We start from the raw sequence: 17388 nt of genomic DNA on the forward strand, positions 1-17388 counted from the left end.
TTATGTTGAGTGCCTTTTTTATATCTGAAGCCAAATAATCGAACAAACAAGCATTTAGACTATTTGGCCTACTATGATCCTTTTACTCCATTCGCTGTACTTTGACCGTTCTCACCACAATAGAAGCGCACCTGATAATGGTAATGCTCTTTCAATAATTTGTATTCATCATGAACACTTGGCGTCCATGAATCGTCGCCGCCGACACCCATATGGAAGCCATCGACATAAACAAACAGCTGTTCTTGTTCGGTTAAGTCACAAGTATGCTTTGCCTTCTGTAGCTGCTGTAACCCAAAACGACTGACTGAGAAATGGAAGTCTCCTTGCAGTTCAAATGCTCCCACTTTTGCCTCGCGAACATCACAACGCAAGCCGCAATCAGAAGGGAAAATATACGGGGTATGCATTTGTTCAATGTTCTGCTGATATCGCCCTATATGGGCTGACATTTTTCGATCTGGGTAGTTTTCGTGTGGCCCACGACCAAACCATTCCACCCCATCAGGCACATGGTTCAAAGCAAACTCAAAACCGACTCGTGGCAGAGACGGCAAACCTTTCGCCGCTTGAACATCCACATCTAACTTAACCTCACCATCGGTAAATAATTGGTACCGCCAAGTCGACAACAAACGAACCTGCTCTTCCACTGTATGAGCAATGATTGCCGTCACCGACACCCCGTTTTTCTGAGTGATGGATGAAAATTCGATACATTCTGGAGTGAGCCTATCCAACCTCATCGCCTGCCAGCGTGCTATCCATGAATTGGGGTCGACGCGGTTTGCTTCACTGACACCGATATCGTTGTCCAATGGTGCACGATAAAAGTTATCTCGAAGACCACTAGCAAGCTGTTCCACGCCTTTGATTTTCCAGCTCTCTAGTGTCCCAGATAATCTGTCAAACTCTACTTGATAAGTATCACAACTCACCGTCAGCAGCGCATCGGTTTCAGTCACTTTCGGTGGAAGTTGAGAGAGGTTGGCATCCAACATCAATTGCGGCTGAGTAGGTAAGCTAAACTGTTCAGTCGCCGTCACATGACCTTTATTCGCCCACGCAGTATTGGCATTTAATACTACTTCAAGATTGAGGTAATTAAGCGCATTGGCCGTATGAGGAATAGTCACACCATTAAGCTCTATCTGAACACTCTCGCCCGCACCAACCATCAATTCGATACAACCATCGCTCGTCACCACACCATTCTGGGTAACCGTCCAATTCAACGTTTCAACCCTGCTGGTCACAAATAGGTGTTCGCTGTGTACCTCAATCACCAGTGGTGATGCAGAAACCAGCTTGAACAGATAAAACTGTTGCGCCTTTTTCACTTCATGCAGCGTTGGATGAACCGTTCGATCTGGGAATACCAAACCATTAATGCAGAACTGGCGATCATTAATATCGTCGTCGAAATCACCACCGTATCCCCAATACGGCTTGCCGCTCGAATCGGTTTTTGTGATCCCTTGATCGACCCAATCCCAGATAAATCCGCCCTGTAATCTTGGGTTGTCTCTAAACGCCTGCCAGTATTTATCAAAGCTACCTAGACTGTTCCCCATTGCATGGGCGTACTCACAGAGAATAAGAGGACGATGCTCGTTTGGTAGAGCGATCGCTTTGCGAATGCCCACGCGAGGTGTCACTTCAGGTTGACTCTCAACCACAGGTAAATCCCAATCAACACGCGCATACATTGGGCACAAGATATCGGTCGCTGCTGTATCTGCCCCGCCACCTTCATACTGAACGGGACGTGTTGGATCAGTTTGTTTCACCCATTGATACATCGCATGGTGATTACGACCAATCCCCGACTCATTACCCAACGACCAAATGATCACGCTGGCGTGGTTTTTATCGCGCTCCACTAACCTTGTCATTCGTCTCATGTACGCATTCAACCACGACGAATCATTAGACAGTCGACACATCGGAAACTGACCATGGGTTTCCACATTCGCTTCATCAACCAAATACAGGCCATACTCATCACACAATTCATACCATAATGGGTGATTCGGATAATGAGCGGTTCTAACGGCATTGAAGTTATTTTGTTTGAGCAGTTTGATGTCTTGAATCATTCCTTCACGAGTCATGGTGTGACCCAATTCAGGGTGATGTTCATGGCGATTCACACCACGAATCAGCAACGGCTTACCGTTAACTTTGAGCAAACTATCGGTAATTTCAACACATCGAAATCCAACATCGTAAGCCTCACAATCGACAAGCTCATCATGTTCATTGAGCAATGACACCACACAACGATACAGATAAGGTGATTCGGCACTCCACTTGTTCGGATTCACCACTGAAATGCGGTGTTCAGCGACTTCAGACCAAGGCCCTTTCTCATCCACAACTCGCTCACCAAAGCCCACGATTTGAGGTTCACAAACCAACTGTCCTTGAGCATCATAAAGTTCAGCTATCAGCTTATCGCAGCCTTCTACATCATTGCTGTGCTTGGTTATTTGCGTAGAAATATTTAAAACCGCATCGCGATAGCAAGCATCTAGCTGAGTCTCAATACCAACATCCTCAATGGCGACCTTGGGCTTTCTCAATAAAGTCACATCACGGAATATGCCGCTGAGCCACCACATATCTTGGTCTTCAAGATAGGAACCATCAGACCAACGCAGCACCATGACTGCTAGCGTGTTCTCGCCTGCTTGTAAGTATTCAGATACGTCAAATTCAGCCGGTAATCGGCTGTCTTGTGAATACCCAACCCATTTACCATTGCACCACAAATGAAATGCCGAGTTAACGCCATCAAAGGTGAGCCTATGGGTATCCAAAAGCGCTTGTTCGGTACAATTAAAACGCGTGCGATACAGCCCCGTTGGATTGTCGGCTGGAACAAAAGGCGGTTTGTCATCGAAAGGATATTTCACATTGGTATAGATTGGTTTATCAAAGCCTTGCATCTGCCAGTTGCTTGGCACTGCGATCGACTTCCATGAAGAATCATCAAAATGCTCAGAGACAAACTCTTCGCTGACCAACTCAGGCGAATCGAACAGCTGAAACTTCCAAACCCCATTGAGAGACAAGGTGCGTGACGAGTTCTTCCCCACAGCCTCAGCCAACGAGGTGTAGCCATTCAAAGGAGCATGAGCATCAACAACGTTATGATGAGTGATGTGTTGGTTTTCCCATTCACGGGCAGAGATGATTTGAGAGAAAGTTCTCATGGAGTGTTCCTTACGATAAACCGTTCAAAGTGAATCATTGCAAGTGATACTCAGTGCTCCATAACATTCAAACATGACGAACACCAACGAATCAGCACTGGCAATAATCCCTAGAGAGACAAAAGAAAAGCCGCAGCCAGAACCGCTGCGGCTATTGAGATATTACTTAAAGGTACGCTTGCTCACCTTATCGAGTTTCTTTAAGATTTTTTCGATTCGGTCAGGGTGAACCATAAACTCTTGGAAACCTTTCATGCCCTCTTTGGCCATCGCAGGATCGGTATCACGGTCATAGAACTGAGCCGTACCATCGGTAGAAGCGAGCATTGCTACACCTTTATCTAAGAACGGATCAGACTTGGCTTTGGCTTTATTGTTGGTCGGAATTTGTAACAGCATCTCATTGATCAGCTGTTGGTTTTCAGCGCGAGCAACAAACTCTAAGAACTTACGTGCATCTTCCTTATTTTTCGCTTTAGAAGGAATGTGTAACGTATCCATTGGCGCGTCTTCTGACATCGGAATACTTGGGTCGATGACAGGAAATTGGAAGAAATCCATCTTGCCATCTAACTCAGCAGGGAAGTTAGGCGTGATGAAGTTCCCCATGAGGTACATCGCCGCTTTACCGTTGTACAAGAAAGGTTGAGCTTCTTGCCAAGAATAAGAGGCGTGATTTTCTAGATAGTAACCAGGCTCAACAAGCTCAGCCCAGTTAGCGAAGGTTTTCTTCACACGTTCGTCAGAATAAGGCACCTTGCCTTCCATCAACTGAATATGAAAATCCAAGCCGTTAGTACGCATGTTGATGTAATCAAACCAACCTGCGGCGGTCCACAAGTACTTAGTACCAATCGCAAACGGTGCCACACCATTTTCTTTCAGCGTTGCCGATGCCGATTTCAGATCATCCCATGTTTTAGGTTCAGCAATTCCATACTGTTCAAAAATGTCTTTGCGGTAGTAGATACCCCATTGGTAATACGTGTATGGCACACCAAATTGCTTGCCATTTACCGTCATTGCAGGTGCGGCTGACGCAAAGTCTTGCTTCATGTTGTTGTCAGTCCAAATATCACTAACATCTTCAAACAGGCCGCGGTCAACAAAGGCTTTCATTCGGTTACCCGCATACCAAAAAACCACGTCCGGCGGCGAAGTAACCAACCAATTACGAATCGTTGTTTTGTACGACTCGTGATCGTACAAGTTGTACTTCACCGTAATATCTGGGTTTTCTTTTTCAAAGCGATTGATGATCTCACCCCACGCCTCTTTTGGCGCTGGATCAGAAGCATCTGAGTTGATGACTAAGGTGCCTGCAAACGATGTTGCAGACATGGAGGCAGCGAGCACTGCAGAGGCAGCGATATGTTTCACGTATTTCATATTGAGGTCCTTGTTATGGAGCTAAGCTCTCTAAGTCCAATTCTTATTGTTTTCTCTCGTAGGGTTGTTCGTGTTTTAGTTTCTCTTCAATGATTCATCCATTCGGGATGTCGGTAGCAATAACGACTAAAGCCGTCGCTATTGCTAGATTCGTGTATCGATTCTTATCTCGTTATTTACCCTTTGGTCGCACCTAATGTCAGACCTGCGATAAAGTGCTTTTGCATGGTGAAAAACAGCACAACCGGTGGGATAGCCGCGACAACAGCACCCGCCGACATAAACTGCCAAGACGCCAGCCATTGGCCTTGTAGTGAGCTCAAACCCGCAGTTACAGGACGAACGTCATCACTCTGAACCAGTACTAGTGCCCAGAAGAAATCGTTCCAAATAAAGGTAAACACCAATACAGCTAACGCCGCTAAAGCTGGGCGAACCAAAGGCAGCACCACATGCCAGAATATTTTCCATTCACTCACCCCTTCAACACGCGCCGCTTCGATCAAGGCATCGGGAATGCCAACGATAAAGTTACGCATGAACAGGGTACAAAAGCCGGCTTGAAAAGCGATATGGAAGAAAATCAGCGCCCAATGGGTATCGTACAAACCGAGTCCAATCGTTAAATCACGCACTGGAATCATCAAGATTTGGAACGGAACAAAGTTGCCCGCGATAAACATCGCAAAGATCCAAACGTTGGCTTTGAAGTTGTATTTCGCCAAGGCATACCCGGCCAAAGTAGAAAGAGCGACAGCCCCTGCGACTGCTGGCAATGTAATGATCAAACTATTGATTAAGTACTGCCCCATCGAAGTCGAAGTAAAAACTTGGGTGTAGTTCTCAATAAACTGAATCTCGCTCGGCCAGCCCCAATAATTACCTTTGTTGATGTCATCCATCGAACGAATCGACGTCATCATCACGGCGATAAGCGGTAACAACCACATCACGATCGAGATAGGTAACGCGACTCGGTAACTGATATTAGTAAAGCGACCGGCTTTTTGAATTGGTTGCGGAAACATTATTTTTCACTCCTTAACATGCGCCACAAGAAGTAAGCGATATAGATATCCATAATCAGAAACAGCACCACTGAAACCGCCGCACCGTAACCCATTCGATAGTTAAAGATAGACTCTTCATACATTTGATACGCCAGTACCGTCGAGCTGCCCCAAGGTCCACCCGCCGTCATGGTTGCCACTAAATCGAAAGAACGTAGGGCACCAATCACGGTCACGACCACAGCAATAAACGTCGCGGGTCTTAGTTGAGGAAGAACTACGTACCACAACATCCGCCACTTCTTTGCACCATCCAGTCGCGCCGCTTCCAACTGTTCTGGATCGAGGTTGTTCAACCCCGTGAGATACAAGATCATGCAGTAAGAAATTTGTGGCCATAGGCCAGCGGCAATGATCCCGTAGGTGACATAGTCTTCGTCAGCGAGTATTGATATGGGCTCAAAACCGAAGGCACCCAAAACCATATTGAAAAGGCCAAATGAGGGGTCATAGAACCAGGAGAACACTAGACCAACCACCACTTGAGAGATAACAAAGGGGAAGAAAAATAAGGATTTAACGACACGAATGCCTTTCACTTGTTGGTTTAAGAAAAGGGCAATCGCCAAGCCACACGGTGGCGCAAGCATAAAGAAAATCAACCAAAGGAAGTTATTCGTTAACGAAGTATAAAAAGCATCTGAGTCAAAAAGCTCACGATAGTTCTCAAGCCCCACCCACTCTTTTTCGCCTAACCCATCCCACTCAAAGAAGCTCAGCCAGATACTGTCCAAGATGGGGTAGATAACATAGAGAGAGAAGATAGCGATGGCTGGCGCCAAAAACAGCCAAGGCGACACCTTAGAACTAATGCGCCTTTTCTTTTTCGCCGATGGGATGCGATTTTCTGGGTATATCGTTTTCACAGATTGCTCCATTTCCCGAAATTCCTTGTATTAAAAGCTTCATTTACTATTTGATTAATTTCCACCTAGGTTTCTAAATTTAATCGAGCAACGCAGCATTTATAGTAATTACGTTCAAATATTAGGCTTATTGATAACATTGCGCACAGTTATGTTTTATTTTTGTAAACGTTTCCACAAAAATCAGTATAGATTGCCAAATTTATATGACCACGATCAATAAATCATGCGAGGCACCTAACAAATTTCTGATGAAAGCGTATGTTTTAAAGGCAAAGAGATGCAGTCCAACGAAGCAAGGAGAGAGCATGGCTGATATCAGCTTAAAACAGGTCATCAAACGATATGGTGATGTTCAAACGATCCATGGTGTTGATCTAGAAATAAGTAACGGCGAATTCGTAGTATTCGTTGGACCGTCTGGTTGCGGTAAATCAACTCTCTTACGCTTAGTTGCTGGCTTGGAAGAGATTACTGAAGGTGAGATCCATATTGGCGATGATCTGGTTAACGATATCGATCCTGCCGAGCGTGGTGTCGCGATGGTATTCCAGTCCTACGCCCTTTATCCGCATATGACGGTTGAAGAAAACATGGGCTTTGGCCTGAAAATGAACGGTGTTGCTAAAGAAGTCGTCGAGAAACAAGTCACCAGTGCAGCGAAAACGCTTCAACTAGACCCTTTGTTGAAACGTAAACCTAAAGAACTTTCGGGAGGACAACGTCAGCGTGTTGCTATCGGTCGAGCAATTGTTCGTAACCCAAGAGTGTTCTTATTCGACGAACCTTTATCAAACTTAGATGCTGAACTTCGTGTCGATATGCGCTTACAAATCGCCAAATTGCATCAAGATCTGCAAAATACCATGATTTATGTCACGCACGATCAGGTCGAAGCAATGACGCTTGCTGACAAGATCGTAGTACTGAGAGATGGTCGAGTAGAACAAGTCGGTTCACCTCTCGAACTGTACCATTCTCCACAAAATGAGTTTGTGGCCGGCTTTATTGGCTCTCCGAAAATGAACTTCTTACCGTGTGTCGTGAACAGCACCTCAGAAACTCATGCCCAACTGACCGTCAATGGACTTAATAAAATGACTCTGCCATTGCCAAGTGATGGCCTTGCCGAAGGACAAAAATTGACTATTGGTATTCGACCAGAACATTTGGAGATCAATGGCGAGTCAGATATCACGATTGAGTTCCAGAGCGAAGTGGTAGAAAGGCTTGGCAACAGCACTTATATGTTTGGCCAATCATGTGGTGTTGATAGCTTCAAGGTTCATCTACCCGGGGATCAAGAAGTCGCACGCTATCAGTCTCTCAATTTAAATTTCGCATCAAAAGATTGCCATCTGTTTGATGCTGAAGGTCAGCGTATTAACTAGGCTTTAAAAACGGTAGAGCTAGCTCGATGTCGCTAGCTTTACCACTTCATTCCAAATTCATTTCTTGTGCCACTTTTAAGTAGTTAAACGCTTCCACTTTCTTCCTCTTTACGTTATGAAACATCTCTCAAAAGTTTCATAACTCACACCTAAATGTTGGCCTCTGAAGGCTTATTCGAACTTTATTTACCCTTAATAGCTATCCGGACATTAATTTGATAGTCGTTTACTCAATAATGGCTAAACTATAGTGTCGCCTCCCCCTTTTTTGAGAAAACCTAAATGCCTAATGCTGATTCCACCCTAAATAAACGCATGGGAATCGTTGCGCTCACCTGGCCAATTTTTATCGAAGTTCTTCTAAGAACCGCACTCAACACCAGTGATGTATTCATGTTATCGGGGTACTCAGACAAAGCCGTGTCTGCCGTTGGTGTTATCTCTCAGATATCCTTTTTTCTGATCATCGTCTCAACCATGGTCAGCAGTGGTACAGGCATCCTAATCGCACAATACAACGGTGCTTCTCGCACTCAAGAGAGCGCTCACGTGGGCGTGGCGAGCATTATCTTGGCCATTATTACCGGTGTGTTACTCAGTATGATTGCGGTTCTTGGTGCTGAATATTTTATTCCGCTCTACCAACTGGAAGCTCAAGTCGAACAGTACGCTCAAGAGTATCTGTTTATCAGTGGCGCGCTCACCTTTAATGTCACGATAGGTGTCGTTCTCACCACGATTCTACGCAGCCATGGCTATTCAAAATCACCGATGGTCATCAACATGATTGCAGGTGTGATCAACATCTTCGGTAACTACTGCGCACTTTACCAACCTTTCGGCTTGCCAGTGTACGGCGTACAAGGGGTTGCAACGGCGACAGTCATTAGCCAAGTGATCGGCTTATTGATCTTAATCGGTGTCGTAAGAAACAAAGGCATTGATCTACCGATGAAACAGTTCAAATCTGTGCCTAAAGCTATCTATCAAAAAATCATTAAGATCGGCTCGATGAATGCGGGTGAGGTACTGTCTTACAACATGGCACAAATCACGATTACCTTCTTCATAGTGCAGATGGGAACCTCATCATTGGCTGCGTTTACTTACGCACAAAACATCGCACGTCTCTCTTTTGCCTTTGCCTTAGCCATCGGCCAAGGTAGCCAAATCCAAACGGGTTATTACATTGGTAAAGGTTGGATAGATGAGATAGCCAACCGTGTACAACGATACTTTGTAGTAGGCTTCATAGCCTCTATCACCATTACCTGCGTGGTCTATATTTTCCGATTCGAGATTTTGGATTTATTCACTCAAGATCCAGAGATCATCGCACTGACTGCCGCACTCATCGCAGGATCGATACTTTTAGAAGCTGGTCGCGTGTTTAATCTGATTTTCATTTCTTGCTTAAAAGCCGCAGGCGATATTAAGTTCCCTATCAAAATGGGCATTCTCAGTATGTGGGGCATTGGCGTTGCGATGAGCTATTTACTTGGCGTGCATTGGGGTTATGGCGTATTTGGTGCTTGGATGGCAATCGCGATGGACGAATGGTTCCGCGGATTGATTATGGTTCGTCGCTGGCGAGCGAAAAAATGGACTAGATTCTCTTTGTAAGTGGTAAATAGCCAGACAATAACCAATCATAAAGACAATATGTTAGGCATCTCAATCATCACGATTGAGATGCCTTTTAGTTATTGGCCTACGATGATCCTTTTACTTATAAAGCTCATTCTAAAGGAACTAATGGCAGGCTCTATTAAGGTTATGCGGCAGCTTCAACGGCTTTCTTGCGCTTTGCTAATCGCGCAGCTATTCCGAACAACATCACAATGCCGCACACACCGTACACTTGCATAATGGTTGGATCATCAGATACAAAACCAACATCAGAGAACATCACATAAGCGCCCAGCACCATGTAAAGAATGATCGCTGAAGCTTCGAAACGGAACGCCCAAGGCGTAACATCAATGTTTTCATTCACAGGCATCACATAATCATCTTCACGTGGCATAAAGTAGCCAATAATGAACATCAACGCCGTACATACAACAAACAGAATCGCCAGTTGGTGTAAGAAGTGAATGGGCGTTTTGAACACTAACTGCATCGCAGCGTATGAACTTACAAACACCACCAAAGCAACTTTAGCCGCCACAGCAGGTACACGTTTAGAGACATAACCAACAAACACAATCGTAAAAATTGGCACGCTGAAGAAGCCCGCTACCATTTGTAGGTATTGGAACAAACCTTCAGGGGCATACATGATGAACGGTGCAATACACACAGAGATAATCGCGATCACAACGCCGAAGATACGGCCTTTACCCACCAGTTCTTCATCCGTTTTACCTTGACCAAACAAAGGCTTGTAGACATTCAATGCAAAAAGAGTGGTCGAGCTGTTAAGCACACCATTAAACGTACTTAGGATGGCACCAAACATAACCGCGACGAAGAAACCGACTAATGGTTTAGGCAACACTTCATTTACCAAGCGCGTGTACATGGTGTCAGGGTTACCGGCATCTGCGCCAAACATGTGGAATGCAATGATGCCTGGAATGATTAGGAACAACGGAGAAATAACCTTAATTGCACCCGCAAGGATTACCCCTTTCTGACCTTCTTTTAAGTTCTTAGCACCCAATGCACGCTGGATGATTGATTGATCCGTACCCCAGTAGTAAAGGTTCACAAGTAGAAGACCTGTAAACAAGGTTGAGAACGGCAGTGGATCAGTCTCTGTACCAACCGATTGCAGTTTCTCTGGCGCTGCATAAAGCAGAATATCCAAGCCAGCACCAAAGCTGCCCTCGCCCAACACCATCAAACCAAACACGGGGATCATCATGCCGCCAACAATCAGGCCTACGCCATTAATCGTATCCGCAATCACAACCGCTTTTAGGCCGCCATAAATCGCGTAAAAGAAGCCAAGTAGACCAATCGTCGCCGAAATAAGTGCTATTGAACTAAACTCTGAAATATTTAGCAGAGCTTGAACATCAAAGATCTCCCCCAAAACAACGGCACCGGCATAAAGTGTGGTTGGCAAGATATTGATGACGTACTGGCACAAGAAAAGTAACGTCACAAACTTCTTCACCGACATGTCGTAACGGCTCTCTAAGAAGTCTGGAATCGTCGTTATCCCTTGCTTCAGGTAACGCGGTACCAGCATCAGAGCGATGATGACTAAAGTGACACCAGACGCCACTTCCCAACCCATGACACTCATATTGTGGGTATAAGCTTGTGCACTCATGCCAACAAAGCTAGTCGCGCTTAAATTGGTTAAAATTAGGGAGCTGGCAATCAAACCACCGGTTAAGCTTCTTCCGCCGAGAAAGAAACCGTCTTGTGAGGTGTTCTTGTCATTTTTAACTTTGTTGTAGGTAAACGCGACAACAAAACCAGTAAATAACAAGAATGACAGCAGAACTGTAATAGACATTTTGTTTTCCTTAAGTTTAGTTATTGCGGCAGCAATTCCTCGCTGCCGATTATATTTTTATATTTAGAATTTTATTTGTAGGGGTACTCATAGTTAGCGCTTCATATCTTTTTCAGATGAACAATCAAGGCTGACTCTGGGTCTAGAATCGGTAAGGTCAATCCAATTTCCTTGAGGTTATCGCCACTCAGGGCCAACGTTTTGTCGAGCCATTGGGGGCGCTGTTTCATCAATTGGAAACTGGTTTTTGGCATGTCCACTAACTTCACTTGATACATCGCATTGTCTTCCACGCAGCTAATACGAAGTGGCGAAGGCAGAGCATACTCAGGCATCGCTAATTGGCACACGGTGATCAGCATTTCATCGTCATTTTCAACGCCATAAATGTTCTGATTTTTGTCCGAAGGATCCATTCGGAAACTACGACCAGAATGCAAAACATGACGAAATTGCTTATGCAGTGAAATGTAATGTGAGAATGCTTGTTTCTCTTCCGGTGACTCTTTAACAGGGTCAAGCTCAACACCCATATGCCCCATGAGTGCAGTTACACCACGCATATTGATGCTGTGACGACGGTTGGTTGAGTGGCATTCTGCTGGGCCAATGTGCGCCCCCATCACTTCTGGTGGGAAGAAGTAACTCATGCCTTTCTGAATGGCTTGGCGCTCTAAGGCATCATTACAATCTGATGCCCAGAAACGATGGGTTCGTTTTAGAATTTCAAAATCGATACGGCCGCCGCCCGAAGAACAAGATTCAATCTCAACTTCTGGGTGCGCTAGATTCAACTCATCAACAAGACGGTATAGCGCTTTAGTTTGACCATGCACCGCAGCTTTACCTTGATGCCCAGGTTGAACCAACTCTCGGTTCATGTCCCACTTAAGGTAAGTGATGTTGTACCGAGTCAGCAGCGCATTGAGGCGTTCATACAAGTAGTTAAAACACGCTTCATTTTGTAGGTCTAACACGTATTGCCAACGACCAGACGGTTGATGATACCCTTGTAGTCCAAGTACCCAATCCGGACGGTTTCGATAAAGATTAGAGTCTTGGCTAACCATCTCAGGTTCAACCCACAACCCAAACTCCATACCCTGTTGATTAACATGTTCAATCACAGGTTCTAAGCCATTTGGATATTTCACCTCATCCAAATACCAGTCGCCCAGTGCGGTACGTTCACCATCACGCCCCACAAACCAACCATCATCAATAATGAAACGTTCAACACCCATCACGCCCGCTTCCGTTGCCATCTTCATGATGTAGTCAGGCTTGTGATCAAAATAGATCCCTTCCCATGTATTCAAGTGAACTGGGCGAGGTTTTTCGGTTGGGAATTTAATAATATTGTCGCGAACAAATTGCTGAAAACGTTGGGCAATACCGTTCAAACCAGAACTGCTGTAACAGCCATAGAGCCAAGGTGTCTGATACGTAGTTTCTGGTTCTAGAATCGATTCGCCCGCAAGCAATAACTCTCCTGCTTGTACAAAACGTCGACCATCACTGCGGACATCAGCACGCATTTGGTGGTTACCGCTCCAACCCAAATGAAATCCCCATACCAAACCATGTTGCTCAGAGAACCCTTGAGTCCCTGCAAACATCCCCGGGAAATTCTCGTGAGATGTGCGACCACGACGGTTTTCTTGCATGAAGCCACCGTGTTCAAAGCGCTGACGTTGTGTTTGGAACTCATGACACCAACGGCCATGGAACGTCATAAGCTCGTTAGCATGATTCGGTAACGGCAGCGTTGAAGAAAGCTTATTCAGGTAGTATTTGTTGCTGCCTTTATTGGTGAGGGTTACACGCTTTTGGACGACGTCAGATTCGAAATCCAGCTTAATCTCAACCTTAAGATCCAGTAGAGCAACCTTATCTTCAAGGTAAAAACTCACTTCTTGATCTTGAGCATCGTAATGAACGGTCTTAAAGACGGGAGCCCAATCAAGCCCTTCTCTATGACCTTCAATACCCGGAGCGTTAAAGTGTCCACTGCCTAACTCAGGGCAAAGAGAAAGTGGCACATCCACATCCAGTCGCGCTTGGGAAATCGGTCTCTCTGTCGAAAGCAGAAGATCTTCATCAATACTTGCGATCTTTGCTCCCCAATGCAAAACCTCTGGAACACGCCCTGATTTAATGATCAAACTATGATTTTTACTCTTTAAGTGAATAAATTCGTTCATTACTAATCTCTATTGTTTTCGTAAACATAATATAGAAATAATAGTGAACTCATCACGCCAAATTAGTATCCAAAATCGACAAAACCGTGATTTAAATTGGGTTTAACATTCGAAAAATTTGCACAAGATCGACTGTTTCCGGAAACACTTTTAATGTTTTAAAAGACATTTGTTTGAGAGTGAGCAGAGTTTAGTTTGGTAAATTTCGGTAGGCTTAGTTCACTCTAAAATATTCGATGAGCAGAGCGATGAGTATCACCTTTAAAGACGTAGCAAAACTGGCAGGGGTATCCACCCAAACAGTATCTCGAGTAACCAATGGCTCACAAGACGTCGCGGAATCCACCCGAAACAAGGTTAACGCCGCCATAAAGCAACTTGGTTATGTACCCAATAAAGGCGCTCAAATGCTCAGTCGAGCCAAGTCCACCAGCGTTGGTTTAGTCACTCTCGATATGGCACTGCATGGCGCAGCAATGATTGCAAATGGCGTGCGAATGCAGGCTCATGATATGAGTTATGGCGTCGCTTTCTCTGTTGTTTCCGAGCCTAATCTCGCGAACACCCGTGAGGCAATTCGTGAATTGATGGCTCAACAGGTCGACAGCATTATTCTGAATGTGCCTTTAGAGAGTGCCGATGCAGAATGGTTAGTGGAACAATATCAGCACCTCAACCTTATCTTCATTGATGTCCCCTCTAACAGCCAAGTGAACTATGTTTGCGGTGATCATGCAGAAGGAGCAAAGCTGGCGGCCCAACATCTACTTGAAAGCGGACGAACGGACTTCCTACTGATCACTGGCCCGAATGAATCCAGTGCCTCAAAGATTCGCCATCAAAGTTGGTTAGCCGCGTTATCAGATGCAGAGAGTAAGGTGAAGTATCAATATCAAGGAAACTGGCAAACAGAAAGTGGTTATCTTGGTGTTCGAGAAGCTGTCGCTAAACAAGCCGTATTTGATGCCGTGTTAGTGGCAAGTGATCAGATGGCATTAGGGGTTTTACGCGCGCTGCAAGAACTGCAGGTTCCAGTCCCTGACAAGGTTGCGGTCGTTGGCTTTGATGGCATCGAGGACAGTGCGTTTTTTAATCCACCGCTGACCACCATCAAACAGGACTTCACCACTATTGGCCGACAAGCAGTGGTACTTGCAGAGAAGCTCAACGCCAACTCACAAGATACTTTACTGCAGCACCATATCGAAACTGCATTACTCCCAAGAGAAAGCAGCCAACCGAAGGTAACGGCTCACTATGAAAAACAACAGATAGAACAACTATTGAGTCAAATTCAAAGCTTACTTCCTGAATAGATGTCAGGGAAAAGAAAAAGCGCTAGGGGGAGCTAGCGCTTTAAGACCAACTAAGTCCGTTTAGCCTGGTAGTTTTTTAAGCTATATCATGAGGATATAACCATTTTTTTACTTAGGTAAATCAAAAAGCCTATTCTTTACGACTGCTTTGAGTCGTAAATTAAGTATAGTCGGGTTCTGGTAATTAACCGGATTTTTTTAGGGATAATTTGGACAAACTTAACGACAAATCGCAGCTAATGAATTTACTCACTAATCACAGACGAAATAGCTTTAGCAATCAACTTTCTAAGTAATTTATTTTTATCATCTAGATGCTTTGCCTTGCGATAGACAAGCTGTATATCAAAATCTGGAACATCAATAGGTGGTTTCACCGCCAGCAAAGTATCTTCGGTATCAATATCATTACGCGCCACGAGTCGAGGAACAATACACAACAACTCTCGACCACGAATTAATCGTTTTACTGTCAAGAAGTTACTTGAAGATATAGCGACTTTCCGACTGAAACCTAGCTCAGCCAATCGAATATCAACACCCGTTTTTAGAGCCCCCGCAGGAGAAACCAATGCATGTTCTACAGACACAAACTGCTCTAAAGACATTGGCTGTTCAATAGATAAAACCGACTGATCGAACAAACAGACATGTTGCTCTGTATACAAATGCTTTGTTCGATAAGGCTTTGCTACCTCGCCAAAACTACCGATCGCGATATCGAGCTTGGCATCTTCAAACACTTGTTGATAGTTGCTTCGATTGACATTGAATAACGTCACTTGAGAATAAGGCGAAGATTGCTTAATCAGATCAAACAACATTGGAGCGAACATCTGCTCTGCATAATCAGTAAGTCCGATCTTCCAAGTGCCTTTATAAGTTGCTACATCAAACGATTTAGACAACAGTACTTCTGACTGAATGGTATTGAGTAAGGCATCGACGGTGCTTGATAATTCAATCGCTCGGTCGGTCGCTTCCATCTTACTACCGACACGCTCAAACAAAGGGTCATCAAACAGCTTTCTCAGTCTTTGTAAGCTATGACTCATCGCTGATTGGCTGACATAACAACGTTCTGCCGCCTTACTAACACTGTTTGTTTTATACAGAGCTTGCAGTGCAATCAATAAGTTAAGGTCAATTCCTTTCCAGTTAAAATCAGCCACAAATCAATCCCATATTATTCATAGTTATAATTAAAACAATTAATTTGAATCATAGTTCAACTCCACCTAAATTACGCTAAACATTTATCTGGAATCGATCATGCTTTCAATTTTTAAAACCTTTTTCTGGCTTGGCTGGATTAGCTTTGGTGGACCAGCGGCACATATTGGCTACTTCCGTAAAACCTTTGTTGAGAAACTGAATTGGTTATCCGACGAAGAGTACGGGCAAATTGTCGCCCTCAGTCAATTTTTACCGGGCCCAGGCTCAAGTCAGGTTGGCTTCGCGGTTGGTTATAAAAAAGGTGGCTTAACCGGTGCGATTGCCGCATTTGTAGGCTTCACCTCCCCTTCTGTCATCCTAATGTTGATATTGGCCTTAGTGAGCAACCAGTTGTTGGAAGCACCGCTTTTCATTTCAATCATCCACGGACTTAAGCTACTCGCGGTCGTGGTTGTGGCTGACGCCACTTTCGGCATGTACAAAAACTTTTGCCAATCAAAGATAGCAACAGCACTGTGTGTGATAACCGCAATTGTTCTACTTTTGATTCCGGGGATCTGGCCTCAGGTATTAGTTCTATTGTTTGCTGCTATGGTTGGCAGTAAGTTCTTAACCTCACACGAATTAAAAACAACACCTTCGACGCACAAGATATCGTTAACACCACTCGTGATTTTCGTTGCTTTACTGGTTGGTCTGCCTCTATTCAGTGCTTACTCTCAAGGCATTGAAGTATTTGGCTTGTTCTACCAAGCAGGCAGCTTGGTATTCGGTGGCGGCCACGTGGTACTTCCGCTGCTACAAAATGGTATTGGCGATCAACTGTCTCAAGATGCCTTCCTAACAGGCTATGCTGCTGCGCAAGCGGTTCCTGGCCCGATGTTTACGTTAGCTACTTACCTCGGTTATGTGTTAATGCCATCGGCACCGATTACAGGGGCACTGCTCGCAACAATTGCAGTGTTCTTACCGGGCTTCTTATTGCTACTGGGCGTACTGAAGAACTGGCAGGCAATTGCGAGTAAGCCTCTAGTAGCTGGGGCGCTTACAGGTGTGAATGCGGCTGTAGTCGGCTTATTACTTGCGGCTCTATACCAACCCATCTTCACAAGTGCAGTGAGTAGCGGCTTAGACTTCGCTCTGATCATTGTTGGTGTTTGGCTCTTGAAGACCGTGAAGATGCCGATTCTAGGTTTAGTTGGGGTATTCATGTTATTTGGTGCCGCTACCGGCCTGTAACATTAAACATTAAAAATTAAACATTAAGCATTAGAGTAGGAAGCTAA

General features: G+C 44.8%; 11 protein-coding genes. 4 read left to right on the forward strand and 7 right to left on the reverse strand.

Annotated elements, in window-relative coordinates:
- Nucleotides 1-71: 71 nt before the first annotated feature.
- The 4 genes from L3V33_RS10850 to L3V33_RS10865 all read right to left on the reverse strand — a co-directional run bounded on the left by L3V33_RS10850 (nucleotide 72) and on the right by L3V33_RS10865 (nucleotide 6555).
- Entirely contained in the window at nucleotides 72-3218 is a 3147-nt protein-coding gene (locus L3V33_RS10850) for a beta-galactosidase (RefSeq protein ID WP_237290368.1), read from the reverse strand.
- Between the two features lie 162 nt (nucleotides 3219-3380).
- Nucleotides 3381-4607, reverse strand: a complete 1227-nt coding sequence (locus L3V33_RS10855) for an ABC transporter substrate-binding protein (RefSeq protein WP_004734434.1) — start codon at nucleotides 4605-4607, stop codon at nucleotides 3381-3383.
- Nucleotides 4608-4783: 176 nt separating this feature from the next.
- Nucleotides 4784-5635: a carbohydrate ABC transporter permease gene (locus L3V33_RS10860; RefSeq protein WP_004734435.1), complete on the reverse strand. Its 852-nt coding sequence runs from the start codon at nucleotides 5633-5635 to the stop codon at nucleotides 4784-4786.
- Nucleotides 5635-6555, reverse strand: coding sequence for a sugar ABC transporter permease (locus L3V33_RS10865; RefSeq protein WP_004734436.1), 921 nt, complete (start codon nucleotides 6553-6555; stop codon nucleotides 5635-5637). The genes L3V33_RS10860 and L3V33_RS10865 overlap by 1 nt, the downstream gene beginning before the upstream one ends.
- Before the next feature lie 296 nt (nucleotides 6556-6851).
- Here L3V33_RS10865 and ugpC point away from each other — a divergent pair, with 296 nt between their 5' ends.
- Together ugpC and L3V33_RS10875 are read left to right on the forward strand one after the other, a co-directional pair.
- Nucleotides 6852-7934 carry a sn-glycerol-3-phosphate ABC transporter ATP-binding protein UgpC gene (gene ugpC / locus L3V33_RS10870; protein WP_237290369.1) on the forward strand — a complete coding sequence of 361 codons (1083 nt, stop codon included), beginning with the start codon at nucleotides 6852-6854 and terminating at the stop codon, nucleotides 7932-7934.
- A gap of 282 nt (nucleotides 7935-8216) precedes the next feature.
- Nucleotides 8217-9557, forward strand: coding sequence for an MATE family efflux transporter (locus tag L3V33_RS10875; protein WP_237290370.1), 1341 nt, complete (start codon nucleotides 8217-8219; stop codon nucleotides 9555-9557).
- A gap of 151 nt (nucleotides 9558-9708) precedes the next feature.
- On the opposite strand, the gene L3V33_RS10880 is transcribed toward L3V33_RS10875, so the two are convergent.
- The gene (locus L3V33_RS10880) at nucleotides 9709-11406 is read right to left on the reverse strand and encodes a solute:sodium symporter family transporter (protein ID WP_171308107.1); all 1698 of its coding nucleotides are present in this window, start codon (nucleotides 11404-11406) and stop codon (nucleotides 9709-9711) included.
- Between the two features lie 101 nt (nucleotides 11407-11507).
- The gene (locus L3V33_RS10885; RefSeq protein ID WP_237290371.1) at nucleotides 11508-13610 is read right to left on the reverse strand and encodes an alpha-galactosidase; all 2103 of its coding nucleotides are present in this window, start codon (nucleotides 13608-13610) and stop codon (nucleotides 11508-11510) included.
- A gap of 248 nt (nucleotides 13611-13858) precedes the next feature.
- On the opposite strand from L3V33_RS10885, the gene L3V33_RS10890 reads away from it, so the two are divergent.
- Nucleotides 13859-14926, forward strand: a complete 1068-nt coding sequence (locus L3V33_RS10890) for a LacI family DNA-binding transcriptional regulator (RefSeq protein ID WP_237290372.1) — start codon at nucleotides 13859-13861, stop codon at nucleotides 14924-14926.
- 245 nt (nucleotides 14927-15171) lie between these two features.
- Here L3V33_RS10890 and L3V33_RS10895 read toward each other — a convergent pair whose 3' ends face one another.
- Entirely contained in the window at nucleotides 15172-16098 is a 927-nt protein-coding gene (locus tag L3V33_RS10895; protein WP_004734443.1) for a LysR family transcriptional regulator, read from the reverse strand.
- A gap of 100 nt (nucleotides 16099-16198) precedes the next feature.
- Here L3V33_RS10895 and chrA point away from each other — a divergent pair, with 100 nt between their 5' ends.
- Complete coding sequence (gene chrA / locus L3V33_RS10900) at nucleotides 16199-17341, forward strand: chromate efflux transporter (protein WP_114633949.1); 1143 nt, start codon at nucleotides 16199-16201, stop codon at nucleotides 17339-17341.
- The last annotated feature ends 47 nt before the right edge of the window (nucleotides 17342-17388 follow it).

Origin of the sequence: Vibrio sp. A2-1, from assembly GCF_021728355.1 — a bacterium.
In the GTDB taxonomy this organism is placed as follows: domain Bacteria; phylum Pseudomonadota; class Gammaproteobacteria; order Enterobacterales; family Vibrionaceae; genus Vibrio; species Vibrio splendidus_K.

Excerpts from the sequence above, each read along its gene's own strand:
- L3V33_RS10850 (WP_237290368.1), bottom strand. The coding sequence starts at position 3,218 with ATGAGAACTTTCTCTCAAATCATCTCTGCCCGTGAATGGGAAAACCAA.
- L3V33_RS10880 (WP_171308107.1), bottom strand. The coding sequence starts at position 11,406 with ATGTCTATTACAGTTCTGCTGTCATTCTTGTTATTTACTGGTTTTGTT.
- L3V33_RS10865 (WP_004734436.1), bottom strand. The coding sequence starts at position 6,555 with ATGGAGCAATCTGTGAAAACGATATACCCAGAAAATCGCATCCCATCG.
- L3V33_RS10885 (WP_237290371.1), bottom strand. The coding sequence starts at position 13,610 with ATGAACGAATTTATTCACTTAAAGAGTAAAAATCATAGTTTGATCATT.
- L3V33_RS10890 (WP_237290372.1), top strand. The coding sequence starts at position 13,859 with ATGAGTATCACCTTTAAAGACGTAGCAAAACTGGCAGGGGTATCCACC.
- ugpC (WP_237290369.1), top strand. The coding sequence starts at position 6,852 with ATGGCTGATATCAGCTTAAAACAGGTCATCAAACGATATGGTGATGTT.
- L3V33_RS10855 (WP_004734434.1), bottom strand. The coding sequence starts at position 4,607 with ATGAAATACGTGAAACATATCGCTGCCTCTGCAGTGCTCGCTGCCTCC.
- L3V33_RS10875 (WP_237290370.1), top strand. The coding sequence starts at position 8,217 with ATGCCTAATGCTGATTCCACCCTAAATAAACGCATGGGAATCGTTGCG.
- L3V33_RS10860 (WP_004734435.1), bottom strand. The coding sequence starts at position 5,635 with ATGTTTCCGCAACCAATTCAAAAAGCCGGTCGCTTTACTAATATCAGT.
- chrA (WP_114633949.1), top strand. The coding sequence starts at position 16,199 with ATGCTTTCAATTTTTAAAACCTTTTTCTGGCTTGGCTGGATTAGCTTT.